Origin of the sequence: Bradyrhizobium sp. AZCC 1721 (assembly GCF_036924715.1) — a bacterium.
Classification (GTDB): domain Bacteria; phylum Pseudomonadota; class Alphaproteobacteria; order Rhizobiales; family Xanthobacteraceae; genus Bradyrhizobium.
In genome coordinates this window covers 4153754-4178915 of sequence record NZ_JAZHSB010000001.1, presented here as the reverse complement: position 1 = coordinate 4178915, position 25162 = coordinate 4153754, and the positions used below count along the sequence as shown (strand labels likewise).

The following is a 25162-nucleotide window of genomic DNA, read 5'->3' as shown; positions in this document are numbered from 1 at the left end:
TTTGCAATTTTGTCGCGAGCTCCTCGCAATGACGGCGGTATCACGCGCTCAGCGCCTGCTCCAGATCCGCGATCAGATCCTCCTTGTCCTCGATGCCGATCGACAGGCGCACGACATCAGGCCCCGCGCCGCTTCTCACCTTGGCGTCGTCGTCGAGCTGGCTGTGCGTGGTCGAGGCCGGGTGAATCACCAGCGAGCGGGTGTCGCCGACATTGGCCAGATGCGAGAACAATTTCAGGTTCGACACCAGGCTGACGCCGGCGTCGTAGCCGCCCCTGAGGCTGAAGGTGAATACGGCACCGGCGCCCTTCGGCGCGTATTTGCGCGCGAGCTTGTTGTACCTGTCGCTGGCGAGGCCCGCATAGTTCACCGATGCCACCGCGGGATGGCCGGCCAGAAATTCCGCGACCGCCTTGGCATTCTCGCAATGCTTCTGCATGCGCAGCGGCAGCGTCTCGATGCCGGTCAGGATCATGAAGGCGTTGAACGGCGACAGCGCGGGGCCGAGATCGCGCAGACCCAACACGCGGCAGGCGATCGCGAAGGCGAAATTGCCAAACGTCTCCTGGATCCTGATGCCGTGATATTCCGGCCGCGGCTCGTTGAGCATCGGATACTTGTTGTCCTTCGACCAGTCGAAGGTGCCGGCATCGACGATGACGCCGCCGAGCGAATTGCCGTGGCCGCCCAAGAATTTCGTCAGCGAGTGCACGACGATGTCGGCGCCGTGATCGATCGGGCGGATCAAATATGGCGTTGCCAGCGTGTTGTCGACGATCAGCGGCACGCCGGCCTTGCGGGCCACCTCCGCGATCGCCTCGATGTCGGTGATGCTGCCGGCGGGGTTGGCGATTGATTCTATGAAGATCGCCTTGGTGCGCGGCGTCACCGCGCGCTCGAAACTGCCAATATCGTCGGGGTCGGCCCACGCCACGTTCCAGCCAAAGCTCTTGAACGCATGCGTGAACTGGTTGATCGAGCCGCCATAGAGTTTTCGCGCGGCGATGAATTCGTCGCCCGGCATCAGCAATTGCTGCAGCACGACGACTTGCGCCGCGTGTCCCGAGGCAACCGCAAGCGCTGCGGTGCCGCCTTCCAGCGCCGCAATGCGCTCTTCCAGCACGGCGGTCGTGGGATTGCCGATGCGGGTATAGATGTTGCCGAACGCCTGCAGCCCGAACAGCGAGGCGGCATGGTCGGCATCATTGAATACGAAGGACGTGGTTTGATAGATCGGCGTCACCCGCGCGCCGGTGGTGGGATCGGGCTGCGCGCCGGCATGCACGGCAAGGGTCGAAAATCCCGGGAGACGGTCGGTCATTCTTCTTCGTCCTGTTCTCTGGCTTGCTTGAAATGCGTTGACGATGCTGATCGCAGCCGCGTCCGCCGTCAAGGCGAAGCGTTCACATGCGGCGGATTGGAAACGGGTCTGCTTCGTCAGGCCGCGTCTTCGAAATAATTGTTTCTCATTGCTTCACGTCGGCTCGCCTTTGTTCTTTGCGGCGCGATCCGATGCTGCCGTTGCCCCGCCGCCGACGCTCATCCGGTTCAGCGACAGCCGCATGCCCTGCGTCGGGATCGGCGCGCGCTTCGAGCTCAGCGTGCGCGAATTGACGCCCATCCATGAAATCTCCGACGACAGCCGACCATACTCGATCTTCGGGCAGCGGTTCATCACCACCTTGATGCCGGCGGCCTCGGCTTTTGCGGCAGCCGCGTCGTCGCGCGCGCCGAGCTGCATCCAGATCACTTTTGGCAACGGCGACAATGTCAGGGCCTCGTCGACGACAGGCATGATGTGGCTGGAGCTGCGGAAGATGTCGATCATGTCGACGGGACGGCCGATATCTGACAGCGAGGCGACAAAAGGCTTGTCGAGTAGCTGCTTTCCGACATGACCGGGGTTGACCGGAATCATGTCGTAGCCACGCTGCGCCAGATATTTGAACGCGAAGTAGCTCGGCCGCACATTGACCGGCGAGGCCCCGACCATCGCGATCGATTTCACGGAGTTGAGGATGCCGCGGATATAATTGTCGTCGTAGGCGTCGTGGTTCATTTGATTTCCTCAGATCCTCATGGTGAGGAGCGCGGAACGCGCGTCTCGAACCATGAGGCCACAGACGGGCCTCTATCCTTCGAGACGCCGCTTCGCGGCTCCTCAGGATAAGGGCCGTCTATTTATCCTGCCACTTCGGCTCACGCTTCTCGATGAAGGCGCCGATGCCTTCCTCGGCGTCGCGCGCCATCATGTTCTCGGTCATCACTTCGGCCGCATAGCGATAGGCCTCAGCGAGGCTCATTTCGGCCTGACGATAGAAAGCCTCCTTGCCGAGCTTGACGGTATAGGCGGATTTGAGCGCGACTTTCTGCGCCAGCGCGATCGCCGCATCGCGCTCGGTGCCGGCGGCAACGACGCGGTTGATGAGGCCGATATTCTTCGCCGTCGTCGCCGAGATCGGTTCACCTGTGAGCAGCATCTCCATCGCCTGCTTGCGCGGGACGTTGCGCGACAGCGCCACCATGGGGGTCGAGCAGAACAGGCCGATATCGACGCCGGGGGTCGCGAAGCCTGCCGCCTCGGAGGCGACCGCGAGATCGCAGCTCGCCACCAATTGGCAGCCAGCGGCGGTCGCGATGCCCTGCACGGCGGCGACGACGGGCTTCGGCAGGTGCACGACAGCCTGCATCATCGCGCTGCAGGCGTTCATGATCTGCGCGAAATAGGCGCGGCCGCGATCGGCATCGGTACGGCGCGCAGTCAATTCCTTCATGTCGTGGCCCGCGGAGAACGCCGGACCGTTGGCCGCGATGACGACGGCGCGCACGCTGTTGTCGTCGTGGACTTCCTTCAGCGCGCCGTGCAGCTCGGCGATCAGCCCCTCCGACAGGCTGTTGCGCGCCGCCGGCCGGTTGAGCGTGAGCACCCGGATGCTGCCGATATTTTCCTGCAGCAGGATCGGAGGTTGCGGCGTGGGTGCGCGAGCAGTTTGGGCGGTCATCTCTGAGGTTTCCACTCCAAGATTTTCATTTTGGCTTTGATGACAACGTAATGTAACAGGCAGTCATAATCGAGGGGCAGAGGTGGCATGGCGGCAGCGAAAATGAGCGTGGCTGAGCTGGAGAAGTTCCTCCGCGAGGAATTTCCGCAAGCCTTCAGCGATGGCGATATCACCATCGAGAGCGCCGACGGCGAGACTTGCCTGCTGCGGCGGCGCTATGACAAGCGCATGCTGCGTCCCGGCGGCACCGTGTCGGGGCCGACCCTGATGGCGATGGCCGATTTCGCGATGTATGTGGTGCTGCTCTCGGCGATCGGCCCGGTGGGATTGGCGGTAACGACCAATCTCAACATCAATTTCCTGCGCAAGGGCCAGCCGGGAGAGGACGTGCTGGCCGCAGCGCGCCTGCTGAAACTCGGTAAGCGGCTGGCGGTTGGCGAGGTCAACCTGCTGTCAGGCTCGTCGCCCGATCCGATCGCCCATGTGACGGCGACCTATTCCATTCCAAACACATAGGCTTTTGAAAGGTAATATTACACCAGATTTTTAAACCGTTGTTTTTATTGCGGTAATTTGCAAACATTGGCGTTGACTGACAACGCGCCGTTCTCTAGAAACCCGCCAGTTCGGCGCATCTGGCGCCGATTTCCATTTTCACGGATTTCCTCACATGAAAACCTATTCGGCAAAGCCCGCCGAGGTGACGAAGAAGTGGGTCTTGATCGACGCCAAAGGTCTGGTGGTCGGCCGTCTCGCCACGCTCGTCGCGATGCGCCTGCGCGGCAAACATCTGCCCACCTATACCCCGCATGTCGATTGCGGCGACAACGTCATCATCATCAACGCGGCGCATGTGGTGCTGACCGGTCGCAAGCGCGACAACAAGGTCTACTACAAGCACACCGGCTTCATCGGCGGCATCAAGGAACGCACCGCGAAACAGGTCCTCGAGGGTCGTTTCCCCGAGCGCGTGGTCGAGAAGGCCATCGAGCGCATGATCCCGCGCGGTCCGCTCGGACGCGTGCAGATGGGGAATCTGCGCGTCTACCCCGGCGCCGAACATCCGCATGAAGCCCAGCAGCCCGAGAAGGTTGATATCGCTTCGATGAACCGCAAGAACATGAGGGCCGCATAAGATGTCGGATACCATGCAGTCGCTCGACCAATTGGCGTCGTTGAAGACGGCCGCTCCGGAAGCGCCGAAATACGTCAAGAAGGTCGACAAATACGGCCGCGCCTACGCCACCGGCAAGCGCAAGGATGCGGTCGCCCGCGTCTGGATCAAGCCGGGCGCCGGCAAGATCACAGTCAACACCCGCGAAGTCGAGATTTACTTCGCCCGTCCGGTGCTGCGCATGCTGATCCAGCAGCCGCTGGTCGCGGCCGCGCGTGCCGGCCAGTACGATGTCATCTGCACGGTCGCCGGCGGCGGTCTGTCGGGCCAGGCGGGTGCCGTGCGTCACGGCATCTCGAAGGCGCTGACCAACTTCGAGCCCGATCTCCGCGGCGTGCTGAAGAAGGGCGGCTTCCTGACCCGCGACTCCCGTACCGTGGAGCGCAAGAAGTACGGCCGGGCGAAAGCGCGCAAGTCGTTCCAGTTCTCGAAGCGCTAATTGCTTCGCTAAAATTTGCAGCGGATTGCTGCATTCACCGGACGAAAAGAGGGCGCCGATCGGCGCCCTTTTTGCTTACTATTTAGTGATGGGTTACCACGGATTTTCGTGAAAACTTGCTTACCCGCACTCACGAAATTGGAACACGGCCCTCCTAGTGTCCCCTAATGCGATGGCGCGAAATTGCATTTTCAGTGTGCGCCGAACAAGCAGCATCACACGCGTTCGGGTGAGCCCATGTCGTTCGATACATCCACGCTCTATTTATTTGCCACGATGGTCGCAGGCATGCTCGGGGCCATGCTGGTGCTGTTCGGCAAGCAGGAAAACATTCCAGCCTTGAAGTGGTGGGGGACGGCCTACCTGCTTGGCGCATCGTCGGTGGCGATCTGGACCATCGGCGGCGCCAAACTCGGCGAGCCGCTATTGCTGACGCTGCATGCGATTGGTTTCGCGGCCTGCGGCATGGTCTGGAACGCCGCACGCGTATTCCACGGCCGCAAGCCCAATCTGCCGGGGCTTTTCCTCGGCGCAACCGCCTGGGTCGGCACGGTGCTGGCTTTGCCGTCCTTGAATCCCGCCATGCGGCTGGTCGTCGGTGCGGCGATCGTCGCGATCTATGCAGGGCTGACGGCTTCCGAATTGTGGAGCGAACGGCGGAGGACGATGCACAAGCGCTGGCCGACGATTGTCGTGCCCGTGATGCATGGTTGCGTGCTGGCGCTGCCGATCTTGCTCGGCAGCCTGTTGCGCCCGCATGACGAGACCTTTGCCAGCAGCATCTGGGTGACGGCATTCTCGGTCGAACTGATCTTGTATGCGATCGGCACCGTCTTCGTGATCTTCATGCTGGTGTCGGACCGCGCCGTGACGGTGCACAAGACCGCGGCCTCGGTCGATCCCTTGAGCGGAATGTTGAACCGCCGCGGCTTTTCGGAAGCCTGCAACCGCGTGATCGAACACGAGGCCGCCGCAGGGCGGCCGGTGACGGTGATGATTTTCGATATCGATCATTTCAAGAGCATCAACGACCGCTTCGGCCATCCCGCGGGCGACGAGATCCTCAAATTGTTCTCCACTGTCGTGGCCAGCAATTTGCGCATCAGCGATCTGTCGGGGCGCATCGGCGGCGAGGAGTTCGCGGCGTTGCTGGCGTGTCCGCTGGAAGAGGGCGTAATCGTGGCCGAGCGCGTGCGCGAGGCGTTCGAGGCATCCAACATCGTCTGCGAGGAAGGCCCGGTCGTCACCACCGTCAGCATCGGCGTCGCCGGTGGTCCGGCGGGCACGGAGCTCGAAGTATTGCTGGCGGCGGCCGATACCGCGCTCTATCAGGCCAAGCGCGGCGGCCGTAACCGGGTCGAGGCGGCGGAAGAGCTGCCGCTGTCACTCGAGAAGTGGCGGCGCAAGACCGCGGGGCGCGCAGCTTCGCAACGCCAGGTGCCGGCGACCTAGCCCGGAATGGTGCGCGCGGCTGCGCAAGGCGGGCTGAAGCACTAGTTCGATAGGCCGGATTTGATCGCGAGGTCCTGCACGACCGCCGCGACACGTATCAGTTGGGGCAGGGCTTGGTCGCGGAAGGCGGTCATGTCCATGCGCGTCGCATCGACCGTGACGCTCAAGCCGGCAGTCACCGAACCTCGCGCGTCGAAGATCGGCGCTGCCAGCGTGCGAAGACCGTAAGCGTTTTCGCCGTCGGAGATCGCGTGGCCCTGCTGCCTGACCAGGTCAAGCCGGTCGAGCAGGGCATCGATATCCGTCAGGGTTTTTTCCGACAATTTGATGCGTGGCCGCAATTCCAGCCGGCGGATCTGCTCGTCCCGCGGCAGATGCGCCAGCATGACGTGGCCGAGCGCGGCGCTGTAAGCCGGAATTCGCGTGCCGGGCCGACGGTCCATCTTGTGCCGGTCGAGGCCCGTGCCGACGCGCGCGAGATAGATCACGTCCCCCCCGTCCAACGCGCCGAGCGACGCTGCATCGCTCACTGATGGCACGAGGTCGCGCAGCAACGGCTCGGTCAAAGCGCGCAGCGTTCCCCCTGACAGCACCGTGTAGCCGAGATCGAGACACGCGACGCCGAGCCTGAACCGACGGCTCTGCGGAACGGGATGGAGATAACCAAGCTCCCTCAGCGTCTGGATCAGACGGAACGCGGTGCCGCGATCGAGATCGGCGCGCGCGGCAATCTCGCTGAGCGTCAGCTCGAAGGCGTCGCTCGAAAAACTCTGCAGAACAGCGAAGGCCTTGCCGACGGATGCGACGTGGTTCTTTGGATTTTTCGGCGCGGTGGTCGGCGCGCGCTTGGATGTCTTGGCCATCTCGTCAATGCCCGCTTGCAAGAACGACGGTCGCCTCCCCTTGACGGCGGCGGCGGTCCAGTTCTAGGAGAAGTTACATAACAAACGTTCGCATTCCGAACAACGGGATTCGGGCGATCGGAGGATCTTTGTCGACAGCATCCCTGCATCCTCATGGCGTGTTCTGCGCGGCGCTGACGCCGCTCGACGCTGAACTCGCACCCGACCACGCACGGTTCGTTGCGCATTGCCGCTATCTCCTGAGCGAGGGCTGCGATGGCATCGCGATGCTCGGCACCACCGGCGAAGCCAACTCCTTCTCGGTCGCCGAGCGCATCGCGCTGCTTGAGGCGGTCGTGCGGGACGGCATCGCGCCGAACCGGCTGCTGCCCGGAACCGGAGTCGCGGCGCTCACCGATACGATTGTGCTGACGCGCCACGCGCTCTCGGTCGGCGTCGATACGGTGGTGATGCTGCCGCCATTCTATTACAAGGGCGTCACCGATGACGGTGTCTATGCATCCTACAGCGAAGTCGTGCAGCGGCTTGGCGATGCGCGGCTCAAGATCGTGCTCTATCATATTCCCCAGATGTCGATGCAGCCGATCTCGCATGCGCTGATTGGGCGGCTGCGCGCGGCCTATCCGACGACCTTTGTCGGCATCAAGGATTCCTCCGGCGACTTCGCCAACATGACCGCAATGGTCGAGCGCTTTCCGGGTTTTGCGGTGCTGGCCGGCGCGGATCCGCTGCTCCTGCCGCTGCTGCGCAGGGGCGGCGCGGGCTGCATCACCGCAACCTCCAATCTCGTCGCGCGCGATCTTGCCTATGTCTATCGGCACTTCCGCGATAGCGACGATGACGCCGGGCTTGCGGTGGCGCAGGCGCGAATCGTGAAGGCGCGCGAGCTCGTCTCACGTTTTGCGCAGATGGCATCGCTGAAGGCATTGGTTGCGCAGCACACCGGCCATGCCGGGTGGCAACGCCTGCGGCCGCCGCTGGAGTCGCTGCCGGCTCCGCAGTTGAAAGAGTTGCTTGCCGACGCCGGCGCGTTTGCCGCCGCCAGCGTCTAGCGCGAGTGGGCGACGAGACGATCGGATGACCGGATCCTTCCAAAATGTGCTTGCTGGATTGGCGGCGATCGTCGGCGACAATTATGTCATCGATTCCGCACCTGATCAGGAGCCCTATGTGGTGGATTGGCGCGGACGCTACCGCGGCCGTGCCGTTGCAGTCGTCAAGCCCGGCTCGACCGCCGAGGTCGCGACGGTTGTCCACTATTGTGCCGACAAGCGGCTCTCGATCGTCCCGCAAGGCGGCAACACCGGCATGTGCGGCGCCGCCACACCGGATGATGGCGCATACAATGTCGTGATCCGCCTCGACCGCATGCGGCGCGTGCGTGACGTCAGCCCGCTCGCCAATACGATTACGGTGGAGGCCGGCTGTATCCTCGCCGAGGTGCAGGCGGCGGCCATGGCTGTGGACCGTTACTTTCCGCTGAGTCTCGGCGCCGAGGGCTCGTGCCAGATCGGCGGCAATATTTCCACCAATGCCGGCGGCACGGCGGTGCTGCGTTATGGACCGATGCGGGACCTGGTGCTCGGGCTGGAAGTGGTGCTGCCGGACGGACGCATTTTCAATGGCCTGCGCGCGCTGCGCAAGGACAACACCGGCTACGCGCTCAAGCAGCTCTTCATCGGCGCGGAGGGGACACTCGGCATCGTCACCGCGGCGGTGCTGAAGCTATTCGCGCCGCCGCGCAGCTCGGCTTTGGCGCTGCTCAAACTGCAGAGCGTTGACCACGCCCTGCAGATCATGCAGCGGCTGCGCGGCGCCGTCGGCGATCGGCTCGGCAGCCTGGAAATCATGTCGCGCAGCCAGATCGAGGCGATCGCCGCGACCGTGCCCCATGTCACCATTCCCTTCGAACTCACCACGCCGTGGTACCTAATCGTCGAACTGACCGACACGCTGGCCGGGATCGATCTCAACGAGCCATTAGCCGCCGTGCTTTCTGATGCGATGGAGGCGGGACTGGCCGAGGACGCCGTGCTAGCCTCCAGCCTTGCCCAGGCGAAGGCGATTTGGGCGGTGCGGCACGGCGTGTCCGAAGGCAACAAGCGGAGCGGATATGTAGTCTCGCACGACAGCGTGGTTCCGCTGGAGCGGCAGGCTGCGTTCGTCGCCAATGTCGAAGCCAGGATCATGGCGGCCGTTCCCCATGCGCGTGTGGTGATGCATGGCCATATCGGTGACGGCAATATTCACGTGATCGCCCTGATCGACCGTGATCGCTGCCGCGATCCTCACGCGACGGCCGCGCTGGTGACAGAGATCAACGAGATCGTCGACGACGAAACCGCGGCGCAGGGCGGCGCGATCAGCGCCGAGCACGGCATCGGCATTACCAATCGCGGCCGGCTCGCGCGCGTGGCCGACCCGCTCGAGATCGACCTGATGCTCGGCATCAAGCAACTGCTCGACCCAAACGGCCTGATGAATCCCGGCAAGATCTTCGCGGCCGAGCGCCGCACGGCTGGCAATTCGGGAGCAGCATGACGATGACGAGCGTCCGCCTTCTTGCCGACGACCTCACCGGTGCGCTCGATACCGCAGCCGAGTTCGTCGGACTATGCGGACCGTTCGACGTGACTTGGCCGGACGCGCTCTCGACAAACAACTCGCCAAGCCTTGCGATCGACAGCGGCACCCGCGAGCTGGCACGGGCGGAAAGCGTCGAGATCGTGGGACGGCTGGCGCTGCTGCTTTGTGAAGGCACGATCGCCTACAAGAAGGTCGACAGCCTGTTGCGCGGAGCATGGGCTGCAGAGCTTGCCGCCTGCTTGCGTACCGGCTATTGGGCCTCCTGCGTCGTCGCACCGGCTTTCGCCTACCAGGGGCGCCGCACCCGCGATGGTCAGCAGTTCGCCCGCACGTCGCAGGGCGAGTGGTATCCGGTCGGCGCGAATCTGCTGGCGCAACTCGAAGCGGAGAACATCCACGCCCGGCAAGGCCGGCTCGAGACGCCGTCGCATGGCGGCGTTCAGGTCTTCGATGCCGAGAGTGACCAGGATCTCGATCGTGTGGTCGAAATGGGCCGCCAGCTTGCTGCGCCTGTCCTATGGTCCGGGAGCGGCGGACTGGCCGGCGCGTTGGCGCGCGGCAGCTACGCTGGCGCATCTCGGCGCTTGAAGAAGCCGGTGCTCGGATTGTTTGGCTCCGATCAGATCGTCACCGCATCCCAGCTTGAGGCATGCGGAGAAGCCACCGTCACCCTTGCCGAAGCCGAGGCCGGAGGTGCGGTGCGGGTATACCGCAAGCTTGCCGATGACGGCGTGGCGCTGGTGAAGTTCTCGCTTCCCGAGGGCCTTTCGCGCGCGGAGGCGGCCCGGCGGATCGCGCGTGAAATGACCGCATTGATTGCAGCGCTTGATCCTCCCGGCACGCTGGTCGTGGCCGGCGGCGAGACCTTGAAAGCGGTTTGCATCGCTCTCGGTGCGCAGGCGTTGCGGGTCGCAGGCCGCCTCGTGCCGGGCCTGCCGCGCTCGACCCTGCAGGGCGGCCGTTGGGCTGGCGTTGACGTGATCTCCAAATCCGGAGCGTTTGGTACAAGGGAGCTATGGCGCGATCTGCTCCATGCCAATCAGTTGCTCAGCACAGGGAAACCGACATGACCTCTCGCCATCTCGCGATTACCATGGGCGATCCGGCCGGGATCGGGCCGGAAATTATCGTCAAGGCTTGCATCGGATTGCAGGACAGGATCGCGAGGGGCGATCTGCGCCTTCTAATCATCGGCAGCGGAGCTGCGTTGGAGGGAGCAAAGGCCACGCTCGGTACCGACGTCGCGATACCGCAGGTGAGCGCCGAAGACGGCGATTGGCCCAATCTCAGCTTTCTGCAGGCCGACGCTGAGGGCGCGCCGATCCATCCGGGCGTGCTGAGTGCCGATGGCGGCCGCTTTGCGTTCAAAGCGGTCGAGCAGGGCGTGCGGCTGACGCAGGCCGGCCGAACCGCGGCTATCGTCACGGCGCCGCTGAACAAGGAAGCGCTCAACAAGGCAGGCTATCACTATCCCGGACACACCGAGATGCTGGCGCATCTCACCGGCGTGCGCGGTTCTGTGATGCTGCTCGCCCATGGCAACATGCGCGTCAGCCACGTCTCGACACATGTGGCGCTGGAGGACGTGCCTAAGCGATTGACCCCGGAGCGGCTTCGCCAGGTGATTGATCTCACCAACGACGCGCTGCTCCGGCTCGGTATCGCGCATCCGAAGATCGCCATCGCAGCGCTCAATCCGCATGCCGGTGAGGGCGGGTTGTTCGGACGGCAGGATATCGACGTCTCGGCGCCGACCATCGCCAGGGCGGTTGCCGATGGACTCGACGTCGTCGGCCCGGTGCCGGGCGACACCATCTTCGTCAAGCTGCGCGCCGGCCAATTCGATGCGGCGGTCGCGATGTATCACGACCAGGGGCACATTCCGGTAAAACTGCTCGGCTTCCAGGTCGATCCCGCGACCGGTCGCTGGCAGGAGCTTTCCGGCGTCAACATCACGCTAGGCCTTCCGATCATCCGCACCTCCGTCGATCACGGCACGGCCTTCGACATCGCAGGCCAGGGTATCGCCAACGAGCACAGCCTGATCGAGGCCATCGACTACGCCGAGCGCCTGGCCGCCGGCATGTCGTCAACGTAACAATGAGATGAACGTCCAGATGACCAATTCCTTCACGGCGATCGAGATCCTTCGTCCTAATGCCGTCGAGTTCGGCTGTGGGACAGTCACCGCTGCGGCTCACTTCGCCAAGCGGATCGGCGCGCGGCGGCCCTTGGTGATTTCGGATCCCTTCAACGCGCGGCGCGTCGATCAGTTGGCATTGCCCGGTGCCGTCAAGTTGTTCGGCGAGGTGAAGCCCGAGCCGGATCTGCCCAACCTCGAAAAGGCGGTGGCGATGGCGCGTGAAGCCGCGCCCGACCTCATCGTCGGTTTCGGCGGCGGTAGCGTGATGGATCTCGCCAAGCTGGTCGCCGTGCTCTGCACTGGTGATACCGCCTTTGCCGACATCGTGGGCGCCGAGAAGGTTACAGCCCGCAGTGTAGCGCTGATGCAGATTCCGACCACCTCGGGGACCGGCAGCGAAGCCGGCACCCGCGCGCTGGTGACCGATCCGGCCAGCCGCAACAAGCTTGCGGTTCAGAGTCGCTTCATGCTGGCTGACATCGCGATCGTCGATCCCGACCTCACGATGACGGTGCCGAAGGATGTCACCGCGACAACCGGCGTCGACGCGCTGGCGCATTGCGTCGAGGCTTACACCAACCGCAAGGCGCATCCTGCGATCGACCTCTACGCGATTGAGGGGGCGCGGCTGGTCGGACGCTATCTGCGGCGTGCGGTTGCCGATGGCAGCGACCGTGAAGCGCGTGCCGGCCTTGCGCTGGCCTCGCTTTATGGCGGCTATTGCCTCGGCCCGGTGAATACGACGGCAGGCCACGCGGTCGCCTATCCGCTCGGCACGCGGCATCATGTGGCGCATGGCCTCGCCTGCGCGGTGATCTTCCCGCATACGCTGGCGTTCAATATGCCGGCAGTCTCGACGAAGACGATCGCCGTGCTGCACGCGCTCGGCTTGTCAGAACGTAACGTTCCAGCGGCTGCGTTCGACGCCGCTTATGGTTTCTGCGCCGATCTTGGCATCGAGATGCGGTTGTCCGCGCTCGGTGTTCCCAAAGACGATCTCAGCGTCATGGCGGACGAGGCGCATGCAATCCGTCGTCTGCTCGACAACAACCCGCGCGATTTGAGCCGTGACGAGATTTTGAAGATGTACGAGACGGCGTTCTAGCCCGGTCTGCGGCGCACGGCACCAACCAATAACAAGCAGGAAGCAGAGGAAACTTCGATGAGATTGATGAGGCTTATTGTTGCGTCGGCGATGCTGCTGGCGGCAGCGCCCACCAAAGCGGAGGACGCATATCCTCCCAGGCAGGTGACGGTGATCGTTCCCTTCGCCGCCGGCGGTACGGCGGATATCTTCGCGCGCATGGTCGCCAATCACGTGCAGGCGAAGCTGGGCAAGCCGTTTGTGGTCGAAAATGTCGGTGGTGCCGGCAGCATCGTCGGCGTGACGCGGCTGGCGCGGTCGGCGCCGGACGGCCTGACCTTGGGCCTGGCGAGCACGTCCGCGCTTGCGATCAACCCGTCGCTGTATGGTCCGAAGCTCAGCTATCAGCCCGATAAGGATCTGCAGCCGATCGTCCAGATCAGCGTCGTGCCCAACGTGCTGGTCGTCAATCCCGACAAGATCAAGGCGCGGACCCTGCCGGACCTGATCGCTTATCTGAAGGCCAATCCGGACAAGGTCTCGTTCGGTTCGGCGGGTGTCGGCACTTCGCAGCACCTGGCGGGTGAGTTGTTCCAGCAGATGACCGGGACCAAGATGGTGCATGTGCCCTACAAGGGCTCGAGCACGATGCTGACCGATCTCCTCAGCGGCCAGATCGACCTCGCGTTCGACAACGTGCCGCTGCTCCTGCCGCAGGCGAAGACCGGCAAGCTCGCGCTGATCGCGGCCGCAACGCCCAAGCGCGCGTCGTTCGATCCGAATCTTCCCACCGTCGCCGAGCATCTACCCGGTTTCGAGGCGGTCGCCTGGCACGGCTTCTTTGTCCCGGCCGCCACGCCGAAGCCGATTGTTGAAAAGCTGTCGGCGGAGATTAGGGCCTTCATGCAGCAGCCGGAGACGGTGCAGAAGATGGCCGAACTCGGCGCCGACGCCGTGGCGCTCGATGCTCAACCGTTTGCGGCCTACATCGCATCGGAGACGGCGCGATGGAAGAAGGTCATCGAAGCCGCCAACATCAAGCTGGAGTAGCGCTTCTCAGCGCTGACTGAAACATTACGCGTGAACAAGGCGATACGTCCGGAGGCTATTCAACACTTTTGAATGAGTCTCCGGATGAAGTTGGTGCGGTAACCTCCCGTTTACCATTCCATCCATATCATCTGCGTATGGATTCACCCCGCAGACGAAACCCACAGGCTGCCCTGATGTCGCTCGAAGCGGCCGCAGCCTCCGCCCGCGGCGGGTTTGGTTGCATGTTCTCGACCTCGGAAGAATTCGAGATGGCGCTCATCACCGAGCGCCGTGCGCAGGGGCGTTACGTTCAGCGCAGAATGCGCTGGCCTGCCATCCTGTTCATCGGCTTTGCGCTGATGGTCGCCGGCACGGCGCTGCTGTTCGGCTAGCCGCTATTCCTCACTTCGCCAGTGGGTCGGGGCGTACCTGAATATGCACCGCCCGCGGCTTTGAGCCCTTGCCGCCCTCCATCAACCAGGGTGTGCGGTCGCCGCTCGAACTCCAGAGGCCACGGCCTTTCCAGCCTGCGTTTGGATCGTCAATGCGGCCGTCGAGGCCCTTGGCGAAAAAGCCGAGCGGATAGGGGATGCGCAACATCACCATCTGCCCGTCCTTAAAGGCGACGAAGCCGTCGTTGAGGTTGGCGGTGGAGATCGGGATGTTCTCGCCGAGGCCGCCCGTGTTGTGGTGATCGACCCAGGTGTAATAGCTCGCCTCGGCGCTGGAGTTCTCGAACCCTTCGAAGCCGGGGCCAGGATATTTGAAGTAGGCGAAGCCTTCCGGGCAGTGATTGCCGGTCGCGCCCGGCCCGTTCAGCGGCGCCTTGCACTTGCTGCGATCGAAGCGGATCAGGCTGCCGTTCGAGCCCGAGCCCCAGAGCACGCCGTTCTTGTCGATATCGCCGCCGCGGATGCCGATGCCTTCCTTCGGTATCGCGTAAAATTCCGAGAGCTTGGTCTTGGGATCGAACCGCATGAAGCCGGGTGGACCGACGAACACGTTGACGGTGTACCAGACCGAGCCGTCGGTCGGATGCGGCATCACCGCGTAGGGGCCGGAGCCCGCAATGCGCATATCCTTGCCGGCCTCCGCCGGCTTGCCCGGGTCGGTATATTCGTCGACCTTGCCGTTGCCGTTGGTATCGAGCACGAATGGTGCCCATCCCTGCGCTTTGACGGCATCGCCGGTCTCGTCCCATAGCCTGGTGTTCACCCATCCGGCGACCGGGCCGGTCCCCGAGAGCCACAGCGTATCGTCGGCGTCGTAGCCGAATTGCGGATGATGGGTGCCGAAGCAGGTATCGACGAAGCTGTACTTCTGAGTCTTGGGATCGAATACCGACACTTGCCGGCCTGAGCGTTCGAGCGGAAACGCCTTGGCCGACGGGTGATCAGATCCCTTCTTGCAATACGCCGGATTTTCGATGCCGCGCACGGCCGCCGCCAGCCACAGGCGGCCCTTCTTGTCCAACATGCTGTTGTGATTATTGGTCCGCTGGCTCCAGATCTTCTCGTCGCCCCAATAGGCCGAAGGGCTGACCGGATTGAGGAGGGCCGTGCCATGCAGGGGAGGGCCGAACGATTCCGGCGCGTTGGGATCGGCGACCGGCATCTTCGAGAACGTCACCTTGTGCGTTTTGGGATCGAGGATCGGCATGTCGTCGGAAGAATATTCGTTCGCCCCGAACAGCGGGCCGTAGGCGTTGACGGTCGGATAACGCCGGTCCGAGGAGATCAGGTCGTGGACGAAGTGCTTTTCGGTCGCCCATTCCCAGGACGAGATCACGACGTTGCGCTCGATGCCGGCCGGCCGCGGCGGTTTTTCTTTCGGCAGCTCGCCCTTGGCCACCCGGTCCGTCCAGTCGCCGAAATATTTGAACGGCACGCCGCCCATTTGCCCGGCGAGCCGGTTCACCATCCATTCGCCGGTTTGCCCTGCGGCAACGCGGCGCATCCAGGCTTCCTCGCCCGATTTGAATTCGCCGAACGCGGCCGGGATCGTGCGAGTGGATTCCTGGCCGAGCTGATGACAGCCGATACAGTCGACATTGTTCATCCGCTGGCGCCAGATCTCCTGCGTGATCTCCTTCGGGATCTCGGTGGAGCCGCCGAAATCTTTTGCCGGCGGGATCTTCATCATCGTGTACCAGTAGATTGCCGAGTAATAATGAGCGGCCGCCGTCTCGTTCGGCGCCGGGACCGCCGTGAGATTGACCTGTTGGCCGGGCTTGGCGCGCAGCTTGGGTGAATCCACGAGGCCATAGCCGCGAACCCAGATCGCGTAGTTGACGTTCGGCGGCAGGTCCGGGATCACGTAGCGGCCCTGGTCGTCGGTGACGACGATCTTGGCGAATTTCGTCGGCAGTTCGGTGGTCTCAGCGATGACCCAGACGCCGGCCTCCGGGCCGTTCGGTCCACGCACCACGCCGCCGATATCGTCATTGTCGATGGCGACTGCCGCTGGCTGCTGCGCATGCGATGGCGCCGCCATCAAGCTCAGTCCACTTGCCGCCGCAGCCAGGGTGAAGGAGAACAGGATCCGACCGAGATTCATCGTTTCTCTCCCCGTGACCACGAGCTTGTTGTCGCTCGTTGCTGGTGCAAGCCTACACCAGACCAGGGTTGCGGCGGGAGCATGTCACTGGCGCGGTTTCCTCACGCTTGCGGCATTGAGAGCCACCGTGCATCGCAGCAACACCTATGCATCCGCCTTTTGCTTTTGAGGCGGCTGGGTTAGACACGCCAATTCTCACGAGAGGGCGTAACCAATGATCACCGAAATCGCGCAAATCGACGTCAAACCGGGCACTGAGAAGGATTTCGAAGCGGCCGTCGCCAAGGCGCGCCCGCTGTTTCTGCGCGCCAAGGGCGGCAAGGGGTTTGAACTGCACAAATCGATCGAGAAGCCGCAGCGATATCGGCTGGTGGCGAAGTGGGAGACGCTGGAAAACCACACCGTTGACTTTCGCGGTTCGGAAGATTTCACCGCCTGGCGCGCGCTGGTCGGCCCGTACTTTGCTTCGCCGCCCGAGGTCGAGCATACCGAGACGGTGCTGACCACGGCGGACTGAAGCCATCAGCCGGCCGCTATCGCGGCCGGCGCCGCTTCCGCCTTGAAATGATCGATCATCACCTTGGCGATCGCCATCAGCGGCAGCGCGAGCGCCAGCCCCCAGATGCCGAAGACGACGCCGAGCAGGATCTGGAACGCAAACAGCGTCGCAGGCGGAATGTCCAGCGCCTGCCGCTGAATGATCGGTGTCAGCACGTAGCTTTCCAGCGCGTGCACGCCGAGGAACAGGATGAAGGCGGAGAGCCCCGCGACCCATCCCGACGCGAGACTTGCGAGCACCACGATCAGCCCGCCGAGGATCGCGCCGACCGTCGGGATGAAGGCGAGCAGCCCCGCCTGGATGCCCAGGATGAACGAGCTCTGGATGCCGATGATCGATAGCCCGATCCAGGTCACCAAAAACACCGCCACCATGGTGATGATCTGCGCGATCAACCAGCGCTCCAGCGTCTCGCCGATCCGATCGACGATCGCAACCGCGCGCACGCGATGCTTCACGGGCGCCACGAACAGCAGTCCGTTGCGGTAGACGCTTGGCTGGGTCGCGAAGGCAATCCCCAAAAACAGCACGATGAAGAAGTTTCCGACTGCGCTGGCGGTGCCGAGAATCAGTTTCAGGCTCTGGCTGAAGATGGCGCCGCCGCTGGCCGCAATCGTGCCGGCGCTGGGAAGCGTGTGCGGCGTCGGCGTCGCGGCGGGCGCCGGCGTGCCATCGTCCGACGTCGACGACAGGGTGCCGAAATCGAAAAAGCTGGTGTCGATGCCGTTCCGCTCCAGGAAGCCCTTGACGTTGACGAGCTGCGATTTGAGCGTGTTGCTCAACGCCGTCGTCTGCTGGGCGATCGTGGTGCCGCCGAGGAAGACGATGCCCGACAGCATGCCCGCGACTACCAGGCAGACCATCGTCAGGCGCAGCGCATGCGGCAGCCGCACCACGCGTCCAAGCAGATTGCTCATGGCGTTGAGCGCGACACCAAGCAGCATGCCGGTAAATATCAGAAACAGTGTCGCGGCAAAGTGCCAGGTGAACACGAGCAGCGCGGCGAACAGCACGACGCCGATGCCTCCGACCGATATCGCCCACGCCAGATCGTTGCGGGCCTGAAGGCGATTGTCAGCCGGACCTTTCACGTTGATTCCTTTTCGCAGAATGTCGTCTGCAGTCTTTCGCCAAAAACGCCGCCGGGATCAAGCGGGAGCGCACGCGCCGGTTTGACGCTGCCACGTCCGGTATGCCAAGCGGTAGACGAATCCGACATGGCGCCGGCGAGGACGAGATGAATTTCAAATGGTTCGGCCCGATTGCGCTGTTGGCGGCGCTGGTGATCGGCGACCAGATCAGAATCAACCGTCCCGCCCACAAATATCGTCTGTCGGTCGATGTCGAGACGCCGCTTGGGCGCAGATCGGCATCCGGCGTGGTGGCCGTTCATCCCGATCGGAGCTACACCCGCCGCGGTCAGACCCGCACCGTCGGCGACGCCATTTTCGTCGATCTCGGGCAGGGCAAGAACCTTGTCGCGCTGCTCGCGCATGTCGACAACAACCTCGTGCTGGATGACGTGAACTACGTGGCCCTGCGCGCCTATACGGCGGCGGCCGGCCAGCGGGTCTCGTTTAACGAGATGAGCCGGTTGACCGGCGTCGTGCCGGTAAAGGACGCGCTGATCCCGGTGCTCGTGACCTTTACCGATCCGGCCAACCCCGGCACCGCGCGGCGGGTAGCACCCGACGATGCGGAGGCCGTGCTCGGCAGGGGCTATCGCCTTCAGGGAATATCGGCTGAAGTGGTGCCGAACGGATATTGGCCGGTCGATTTCGGCGGCGCGCTGGGCGAGCCGGTCACGCGTGGAATTCAGGCGAAATTGCCATGGCTGGGTGATGCCGGCAATTCGGCTGCCGCGGCGCTCCGGGCGGCCGGTTTGCCCGGGGCCGACAGCATCGACGCCCGCGAGGCTTTCACGCGAAAATAGCAGGGCAGGCCCGCAGGCCGCTGCCGGATATTGATCCGCCGCCGGCTCGCGGGCATTATCGTCTGCAATGGCGGCCCAACCCAGAAGGTCCTTGCACAGGACGATGACAGCGGAAAATCGGCGATGAGACGACCCGTGGTCGGTGTGATCGGGAACGCTTATCGCGTCGAAAATCGTTTTCAGACCCAGATGGTCGGAGAGCGCAATCTGCGCGCGGTCACCGACGTGGCGGGGGCGCTGCCGCTGATGTTTGCCGGGTCGCCCGAGATTACCGACATCGGCGCGCTGCTCGACGTCGTCGATGGCATCGTGCTGACCGGCGCACGGGCCAATGTCCATCCGACCCGCTTCAAGACCGAGCCGCATGAGAGGCACGAGCCCTACGACATCCACCGCGACGACCTCGCGCTGGCGCTGACGGAGGCCTGCGTTGCCCGCGGCGTGCCAATCTTCGGCATCTGCCGCGGCCTGCAGGAAATGAACGTCGCCTTCGGCGGCTCGCTGCATCCGGAAATCCGCGAGATTCCCGGCCGCATGAACCACCGCATGCCGCGCCTGGAGAACGGCGAAATCCATCCCGACCCGACGGTCGTGTTCGCCGACCGCCACGACGTCCATCTCACGCCCGGCGGCACCTTTGCAAGCCTGCTCGGCTGCGAAACCATCCGGGTGAATTCGCTGCACGGGCAGGGCATCCTTGAACCGGGGAGGCGCGTCGTCATCGAAGGCATTGCCGAGGACGGCACCATCGAAGCGATCCGGATCGCGGACGCCCCGAGCTTTGCGCTCGGTGTCCAGTGGCACGCCGAATATGACCCGCAGCGCAATCCGATCAATCGCAAGCTGTTCGAGGCGTTCGGGGCGGCGCTCAAGGCGCACGAGCGGGCGAGGTGACCGGACAGACGCGCGTCCCGGAGCGACCTCATCCGTAATCCTACGGGGCCGAAAAGATGGGATCGGCTCCGGGAAGTCGGCTAAGTCACCCATCAACTCGACACTGGTAAAGCCGCCATGACGCAACCTGGACGTCTCGCGCCGGCGATGATCTTGCTGGTCCTCGTGACGTCCTGCGTCGTGAGCGCAGTAACCTATTTCCTGGCGACGCGCGCCCCCTCGCTGGGGCCGCTGGCGATCATCGTCGGCGCCGCGCTGGCGAGCGCTGCAATCACCGGCCTGCTTACGATTCTTGCTGCGGCGAGGCTTTGGCACAGGCTTTCCGATGTCGCGGGCCTTGCGGATGGACGCAACGGAGCGGAGGAGGGACGCGCTGACCAGACGCTGATCGACAGCGACATGGCGCAAGCCATTATCGAAGGCTCGCTCGACGCCTTTGTCCAGACCGATGAGCGCTGCGTCATCCTCGGCTGGAGCCCGCATGCCGAGGCCCTGATGGGATGGACGCGCACTGAGGCCGTCGGCCGGAGCATGGACGAACTGGTGTTTCCGGAATCGCAGCGCGCGGTGCATCGGCAATGGGTCGATCGCTTCCTGAGCGAGGCGGCAGCCAGCCCCGTTGGCGGGCGATACGAAGCGCCGTTGCTGCACAAGGACGGCCGCGAATTCTTCGCCGAAATATCGCTCACAGCACTGCGCCGCGGCGAAGGCTACATCATCAACGCCTTCGTCAGGGACATCACGGCCAAGCGCGCCGCGGAGGAGCAGTTGTTCCAGGCGCAGAAGATGGAATCGGTCGGACAACTGACCGGCGGCATCGCCCACGACTTCAACAACGTGCTGACCGTGATCACGGGCACGATCGAAATCCTGGCCGACGGCGTCAAGCATGATCCGGCGCTCGCCTCGATCGCCCGAATGATCGGCGATGCCGCCGATCGCGCATGCCAGCTTACGGCCAACCTCTTGGCCTTCGCCCGCAAACAGCCGCTGCGCCCGCGCGAGACCGACGTCAACGCGCTGGTCGAGGAAGTGGTGCAACTGCTGGCGCCGACGCTCGGACGACAGATTCAAATCGAAACCGCATTGAGCGATCAGGTCTGGCCGGCTTGGGTCGACGGGAGCCAGCTCTCCTCCGCCCTCGTCAATCTCGCGATCAACGCCCGTGACGCCATGCCCGATGGCGGCAGGCTGCTGTTCAGGACGGAAAATCTCACGCGCGGTGAGCATGACGCCGACATGGGTGGGCTCGGCGCGGGCGCCTATGTCGTGATCGAGGTGATCGATACCGGCGTCGGCATTCCGCCCGCGATACGCGACAGGATTTTCGAGCCGTTCTTTTCGACCAAGCAGTTCGGCGTGGGCACGGGACTTGGGCTGAGCATGGTGTTCGGATTTGCAAAGCAATCCGGCGGCAGCGTCGTGGTCGAGAGCGAGGAGGGCAAGGGTGCCTGCTTCCGCATCCTTCTCCCCAAGGCCGATACCGAGCCCTCGGACGCGCTTGGCGCGAGCGATGCACCGCCGGAGGCGGACGGCGAACTGCGGGGCGGAACGGACACCATCCTCTGCGTGGAGGATGACGACGTGGTGCGGGCGCACGTCGTCGGCCGGCTCGAAAGCCTCGGCTACACGGTCATTGCCGCCGCCAGCGCGGCGCAGGCGCTTGAGCTGGTCAACTCCGGTGCAGCATTCGATCTGCTGTTCACCGACATCGTCATGCCCGGCGCGATCAACGGCCGGCAGCTTGTGGAGGAGGTCGCCAAGCTGCGCCGGCCGCTCCGAGTGCTCTATACGTCCGGCCATACCTTCGATGCCTTTGGTTCGGGCGAGCGTCTCGGCGAGGGCGTGCTGTTGCTCGCCAAGCCGTACCGCAAGGCTGAATTGGCGCGCATGCTGCGCCTCTGCCTCGACCGCGCGATCGACCACATGGGCGACCCGATCCCTCTGCCATATTCGGTGCAGGAGGACGTAGATCGCTTCCTGAAGGAAAATCCGCCGAGGCAGGGGTAGGGCGCGATTCTCCGCGCAATGACGCGGAGATAGCGACGCAACACTTGACTGTCATCCCCGCGAAGGCGGGGATCTACCGTGATGTTCGTCAAGAGGTCGATCATGGGCGAGAGTGCGGCATCGTGCTCGCCGGTCAAGGCGACCGCTGCGCGGCGGCGATGCCGGCCTTGACCGGCTGCGCTCGCTGCCGCGTTGGCTTGCCATGATCGAAGGCTCATGCCGCAGGCCTGGCTGCGTGTCTCCAATCTGATCGGTCACGGATCATGGCGTTGAGCGTCACCAGCATTTTGCGCATGACGGCGGTGAGCGCGACCTTGCCCAGGCGATGATTGTCATCGACCAGATGTCGGTAGAAGGCCTTCATGACCGGATTGTGCTGGATCGCGCTGCGGGCGCCGTTGAAGAGCACTTTGCGCACGCTGGAGCGGCCATGACCAATGGACGCATGCCCGTGCTGCTTGCCGCTGTCGCGCGTGTGCGGGGCAAGGCCGCAAAGGGCCGCGATTTTCTTGCCTGACAGATGTCCGAGTTCCGGCAGGTCCGCGATCAATGTTTCCGCGATGGCGGGGCCGACACCGCAGAAGGTTTGCAGCCGCCGGCTGGTCTCGGCATGCGCGGAGCTTGCGATGCGTTCGGCGATGGCCTTGTCGACCGTAGCGAGTGAACGCTCAAGGGCGGCAATGACCGCCCGCAGGCTCTTGCGCACAATGGCGCTGTCTGCCACGTCGCAGCGGCAGGTCTCGGCATGCAGCAGAGCCTGTAACTGCCGGCGCCGCGATGCGAGTTCACGTAAGACCTCATCGGCCTCTGGAACCGACTCGATGTCGCGGCGAGCGAGCTCCTCGGCGGCAAAGTCGGCCAACAATTTGGCGTCGATGCGGTCCGTCTTGGCCTTGATGCCACGCCGCCTGCGATAGGCGACGACTTCGTTCGGGTGCACCTGCTTGAAGGCGACCTTCGCGCGGCGGAGACACCGTCGCAGAAGCCGCTCATAGCCGCCCGTCGGCTCGAACGCGACCAGGCCGATCGAGCCGGCCCCGATCTGCATAAACCAAGCGTCAATCGCTCGCTCACTGTTCGCGATCCGCTTGACCCGACTGTCACCCGCGATCGCAATGTCGATCCACTCCTTGGCAACGTCCACCCCGATCACCATCTTGTCCATGTGGCTGTTCTCCGACAGAATATGCATCTGGTCGGCACGCCGGATTGCAATGCGGGCTCAGGCCCTCTCTACCGTGCGCGTGTCAGACCGTAACGCCGGCGGTCCTAAGATTCCCACGGTCTTGCAGGACCTGACCAGTACTCGAGGGGCCGCCGGCGCCCCATCCAACAGGATGGCGACGCCATCATGCAATCCAGTACGCCGCGGCTTATCGGTTCAATCACTGCCGTCTCTGGGAACTGGGTCACCCGCCGGAGCCTGTCATCGGGCGCGCATTCGCGCGACCCGTTGGCGGGTGAACGACAACCGAGTATGAGTTCGCGATCTCGCGACGCTGATCGCCCGAGGTTTGCATCTTCGTTTGCTCCCTCTCCAAACAGAGGGCGCAGGGAAGACCGGGTGCTTGCTGCACCCGCGGTCTCGTGTGCCATTGCGCATAGCAAAAGCGCACACGAGCATACAGGTACAGCGGGAGCAGCCCGGCCTTCCCTGCGCAATGGCTTTACGGCTTACTTCGTGCTCTTCCCGGAGAACGGCTCTTTTACCTCCGTCATCGGCGGGACACTTCCCGCCGACTTAACGCCAGCACCGCGGCGCCCGAACCACACGACTTCGCCGTACGCTTCCTGCGCCTACGTCTTGCGCATTCCGCGTCCATCGCATCTCACCGCACGTTCGTGACGATCGCGAGCCGCCCCTCATCTCGCCGTGAGACGGACGGAGTTATGCGCGTGATTTGGGTGAGAACGAAAGCGGAATATTTTTGATTCTTTTCGTTTCCTGGACTTGACACGATTTCTGAAAATCAGAAGTGATTTGCCCGTCGAAAGACGAGCAGCCGAATATTGGCATCCACGCGATCGTGCGCGACGATCATGGCTAGTCGCTGGCTAACTTCCTTGAATAGATCCTTTACTTTACCGTTGTACTGGTCGGGCATGACAACGTTGGGCCACCAAGCACGTGCTTCGGTATCCGAGAAGGTTTATGCGGTATTCACCGCGGCGGCTGCGGCTATCCTCGCCTTTATCGTCGCACTGGACTTCAAACTAGCGGCGGATCAGTCGTTTTCAACTTTCATTCTCGACCCGGGCGGTTTTCCAGTCGGTCGGGATTTTCTTAACACTTGGATGGGCGGCCGCTCGGTGTTTTCGAGCGGTCCTGCGGACTGGTTTGATTCCGACGTCTACATGGCTGCACTGGTGAAGGCGACCGGTATCTCCGATTTGGCACCAATGTATTGGTCGTATCCTCCGCATATTGTGCTCCTTATTTGGCCCTTTGGTTTGCTGGGCTTTTTGCCTTCCTACATAGTTTGGTGCGCAGTCGGGCTCGCGCTCTATGTGTGGGCGGCGATCGCGAGTGGCGTCGACCGAAAATACTGGTTATTTCTGGCGGTCGCGCCTGCTGTCACCGTGAACGTGTTCTTGGGCCAAAATGGATTCTTGACGGCTGCGCTTTTGATCGGCGGACTGGCAAATCTCGATCGGCGACCGATCATCGCCGGAATCCTGTTCGGTATCCTGACTATCAAGCCGCAATTTGGGCTACTGCTTCCGGTATTGTTGCTATTGGGCGGACACTGGCGCGTCATTAGCTCAGCGGTCGCTACAACGGTGTTGCTTGTCGCCGCGACTGCAATATGGTTTGGGCCGGATATCTGGATACAGTATTGGCAGAAGGTAACACCGCAACAGCATTACTTGCTGAACGTCGCCGGTATCAAGGGCTGGCCGATCGTTGCCTCAGCCTTTGTCAACGCTCGCCTTATCGGCCTGCCGGATAGTTGTGCCTGGGTGGTCCAAGCGGTGGTATCGGCCTGCGCTTTTGGCGCGGTTGTTTGGACGGTCTGGCGCAAGCGGGATCCGGTGCTCTCACAAGCGCTGTTCGTCACCGCGACTTTCCTGTTTTTGCCTTGGATAATGAACTACGACATGGTCGTGTTCGGATGGATTGTTGCGCTCTTGCGCCAGCGCGGAAACGAAACGTTTGTCGATCAATGCCTTTCGCTGGCGCTATGGATGTTGCCCATTCTGATGTTTCCATTGGGCTTTGCGCATATTCCCAGCGCGCTAATCATCCTGCCGCTGTTCGCGGCTCGTCTGCTGTGGCGGTTGGCCCATGATACATCCGAGCGAGCGTCATCAGCAGAGGTGCGGGTTGCAACGTAGTGGCGGGCATACCGCAAAAACAAAAGGCGCCCGAATGCAGGCGCCTTTCGTATCTTGCAACAATGATCCCGGCGGCAAGCCGCCGACTAGCAAGTAGCC

General features: G+C 63.3%; 23 protein-coding genes. 16 read left to right on the top strand and 7 right to left on the bottom strand.

Features of this window, described 5'->3' with window-relative positions:
- Window positions 1-40: 40 nt before the first annotated feature.
- The 3 genes from V1273_RS19995 to V1273_RS19985 all read right to left on the bottom strand — a co-directional run bounded on the left by V1273_RS19995 (window position 41) and on the right by V1273_RS19985 (window position 3002).
- Complete coding sequence (locus tag V1273_RS19995; RefSeq protein WP_057844256.1) at window positions 41-1321, bottom strand: O-acetylhomoserine aminocarboxypropyltransferase; 1281 nt, start codon at window positions 1319-1321, stop codon at window positions 41-43.
- A gap of 153 nt (window positions 1322-1474) precedes the next feature.
- Window positions 1475-2059 (bottom strand): CoA-binding protein, encoded by a 585-nt coding sequence (locus V1273_RS19990; RefSeq protein WP_334410637.1) that lies wholly within the window; start codon window positions 2057-2059, stop codon window positions 1475-1477.
- Window positions 2060-2177: 118 nt separating this feature from the next.
- Window positions 2178-3002: an enoyl-CoA hydratase gene (locus V1273_RS19985; RefSeq protein ID WP_334363032.1), complete on the bottom strand. Its 825-nt coding sequence runs from the start codon at window positions 3000-3002 to the stop codon at window positions 2178-2180.
- 87 nt (window positions 3003-3089) lie between these two features.
- Here V1273_RS19985 and V1273_RS19980 point away from each other — a divergent pair, with 87 nt between their 5' ends.
- The 4 genes from V1273_RS19980 to V1273_RS19965 all read left to right on the top strand — a co-directional run bounded on the left by V1273_RS19980 (window position 3090) and on the right by V1273_RS19965 (window position 6067).
- Window positions 3090-3518: a PaaI family thioesterase gene (locus tag V1273_RS19980; RefSeq protein WP_334410636.1), complete on the top strand. Its 429-nt coding sequence runs from the start codon at window positions 3090-3092 to the stop codon at window positions 3516-3518.
- A 154-nt stretch (window positions 3519-3672) separates the two neighbouring features.
- Window positions 3673-4137, top strand: a complete 465-nt coding sequence (gene rplM / locus V1273_RS19975; RefSeq protein WP_028345742.1) for a 50S ribosomal protein L13 — start codon at window positions 3673-3675, stop codon at window positions 4135-4137.
- 1 nt (window position 4138) lies between these two features.
- Window positions 4139-4615: a 30S ribosomal protein S9 gene (gene rpsI / locus V1273_RS19970; RefSeq protein WP_028345743.1), complete on the top strand. Its 477-nt coding sequence runs from the start codon at window positions 4139-4141 to the stop codon at window positions 4613-4615.
- A gap of 237 nt (window positions 4616-4852) precedes the next feature.
- Window positions 4853-6067 (top strand): GGDEF domain-containing protein, encoded by a 1215-nt coding sequence (locus V1273_RS19965; RefSeq protein ID WP_334410635.1) that lies wholly within the window; start codon window positions 4853-4855, stop codon window positions 6065-6067.
- A gap of 41 nt (window positions 6068-6108) precedes the next feature.
- Here the strand turns inward: V1273_RS19965 and V1273_RS19960 are convergent, their stop codons facing one another.
- Window positions 6109-6930, bottom strand: a complete 822-nt coding sequence (locus V1273_RS19960) for an IclR family transcriptional regulator (RefSeq protein WP_334382032.1) — start codon at window positions 6928-6930, stop codon at window positions 6109-6111.
- Window positions 6931-7058: 128 nt separating this feature from the next.
- Here V1273_RS19960 and V1273_RS19955 point away from each other — a divergent pair, with 128 nt between their 5' ends.
- The 7 genes from V1273_RS19955 (at window position 7059) to V1273_RS19925 (ending at window position 14167) form a co-directional block, all read left to right on the top strand.
- A complete protein-coding gene (locus V1273_RS19955) occupies window positions 7059-7982 on the top strand; it encodes a dihydrodipicolinate synthase family protein (RefSeq protein ID WP_334382033.1) in 924 nt (307 codons plus the stop codon).
- Window positions 7983-8007: 25 nt separating this feature from the next.
- The gene (locus V1273_RS19950; protein ID WP_334410634.1) at window positions 8008-9471 is read left to right on the top strand and encodes an FAD-binding oxidoreductase; all 1464 of its coding nucleotides are present in this window, start codon (window positions 8008-8010) and stop codon (window positions 9469-9471) included.
- A 2-nt stretch (window positions 9472-9473) separates the two neighbouring features.
- Window positions 9474-10586: a four-carbon acid sugar kinase family protein gene (locus tag V1273_RS19945; protein ID WP_334412243.1), complete on the top strand. Its 1113-nt coding sequence runs from the start codon at window positions 9474-9476 to the stop codon at window positions 10584-10586.
- Window positions 10583-11614, top strand: a complete 1032-nt coding sequence (gene pdxA / locus V1273_RS19940; protein ID WP_334382035.1) for a 4-hydroxythreonine-4-phosphate dehydrogenase PdxA — start codon at window positions 10583-10585, stop codon at window positions 11612-11614. Before V1273_RS19945 ends, pdxA begins: the two co-directional genes overlap by 4 nt.
- A gap of 19 nt (window positions 11615-11633) precedes the next feature.
- Entirely contained in the window at window positions 11634-12764 is a 1131-nt protein-coding gene (locus tag V1273_RS19935) for an iron-containing alcohol dehydrogenase (protein ID WP_334410633.1), read from the top strand.
- A 57-nt stretch (window positions 12765-12821) separates the two neighbouring features.
- The gene (locus V1273_RS19930) at window positions 12822-13793 is read left to right on the top strand and encodes a Bug family tripartite tricarboxylate transporter substrate binding protein (RefSeq protein WP_334410632.1); all 972 of its coding nucleotides are present in this window, start codon (window positions 12822-12824) and stop codon (window positions 13791-13793) included.
- 137 nt (window positions 13794-13930) lie between these two features.
- Window positions 13931-14167, top strand: a complete 237-nt coding sequence (locus V1273_RS19925; protein WP_334384222.1) for a hypothetical protein — start codon at window positions 13931-13933, stop codon at window positions 14165-14167.
- 10 nt (window positions 14168-14177) lie between these two features.
- On the opposite strand, the gene V1273_RS19920 is transcribed toward V1273_RS19925, so the two are convergent.
- The gene (locus V1273_RS19920; RefSeq protein ID WP_334410631.1) at window positions 14178-16331 is read right to left on the bottom strand and encodes a carboxypeptidase regulatory-like domain-containing protein; all 2154 of its coding nucleotides are present in this window, start codon (window positions 16329-16331) and stop codon (window positions 14178-14180) included.
- Window positions 16332-16545: 214 nt separating this feature from the next.
- Between V1273_RS19920 and V1273_RS19915 the strand changes: the two genes are divergently transcribed.
- Window positions 16546-16848: an antibiotic biosynthesis monooxygenase family protein gene (locus V1273_RS19915; RefSeq protein WP_057839131.1), complete on the top strand. Its 303-nt coding sequence runs from the start codon at window positions 16546-16548 to the stop codon at window positions 16846-16848.
- A gap of 5 nt (window positions 16849-16853) precedes the next feature.
- Here V1273_RS19915 and V1273_RS19910 read toward each other — a convergent pair whose 3' ends face one another.
- Window positions 16854-17981, bottom strand: a complete 1128-nt coding sequence (locus tag V1273_RS19910; RefSeq protein WP_334382039.1) for an AI-2E family transporter — start codon at window positions 17979-17981, stop codon at window positions 16854-16856.
- Window positions 17982-18127: 146 nt separating this feature from the next.
- On the opposite strand from V1273_RS19910, the gene V1273_RS19905 reads away from it, so the two are divergent.
- From V1273_RS19905 to V1273_RS19895, 3 genes are all read left to right on the top strand, one after another.
- Window positions 18128-18823, top strand: coding sequence for a hypothetical protein (locus tag V1273_RS19905; protein ID WP_334382040.1), 696 nt, complete (start codon window positions 18128-18130; stop codon window positions 18821-18823).
- Between the two features lie 123 nt (window positions 18824-18946).
- Window positions 18947-19717, top strand: a complete 771-nt coding sequence (locus V1273_RS19900) for a gamma-glutamyl-gamma-aminobutyrate hydrolase family protein (protein ID WP_334382041.1) — start codon at window positions 18947-18949, stop codon at window positions 19715-19717.
- A 117-nt stretch (window positions 19718-19834) separates the two neighbouring features.
- The gene (locus tag V1273_RS19895) at window positions 19835-21727 is read left to right on the top strand and encodes a hybrid sensor histidine kinase/response regulator (RefSeq protein WP_334382042.1); all 1893 of its coding nucleotides are present in this window, start codon (window positions 19835-19837) and stop codon (window positions 21725-21727) included.
- Between the two features lie 214 nt (window positions 21728-21941).
- Here the strand turns inward: V1273_RS19895 and V1273_RS19890 are convergent, their stop codons facing one another.
- A complete protein-coding gene (locus V1273_RS19890) occupies window positions 21942-22919 on the bottom strand; it encodes an IS110 family transposase (protein WP_334408422.1) in 978 nt (325 codons plus the stop codon).
- A gap of 920 nt (window positions 22920-23839) precedes the next feature.
- Here V1273_RS19890 and V1273_RS19885 point away from each other — a divergent pair.
- Window positions 23840-25063 (top strand): glycosyltransferase family 87 protein, encoded by a 1224-nt coding sequence (locus V1273_RS19885; RefSeq protein WP_334363015.1) that lies wholly within the window; start codon window positions 23840-23842, stop codon window positions 25061-25063.
- The last annotated feature ends 99 nt before the right edge of the window (window positions 25064-25162 follow it).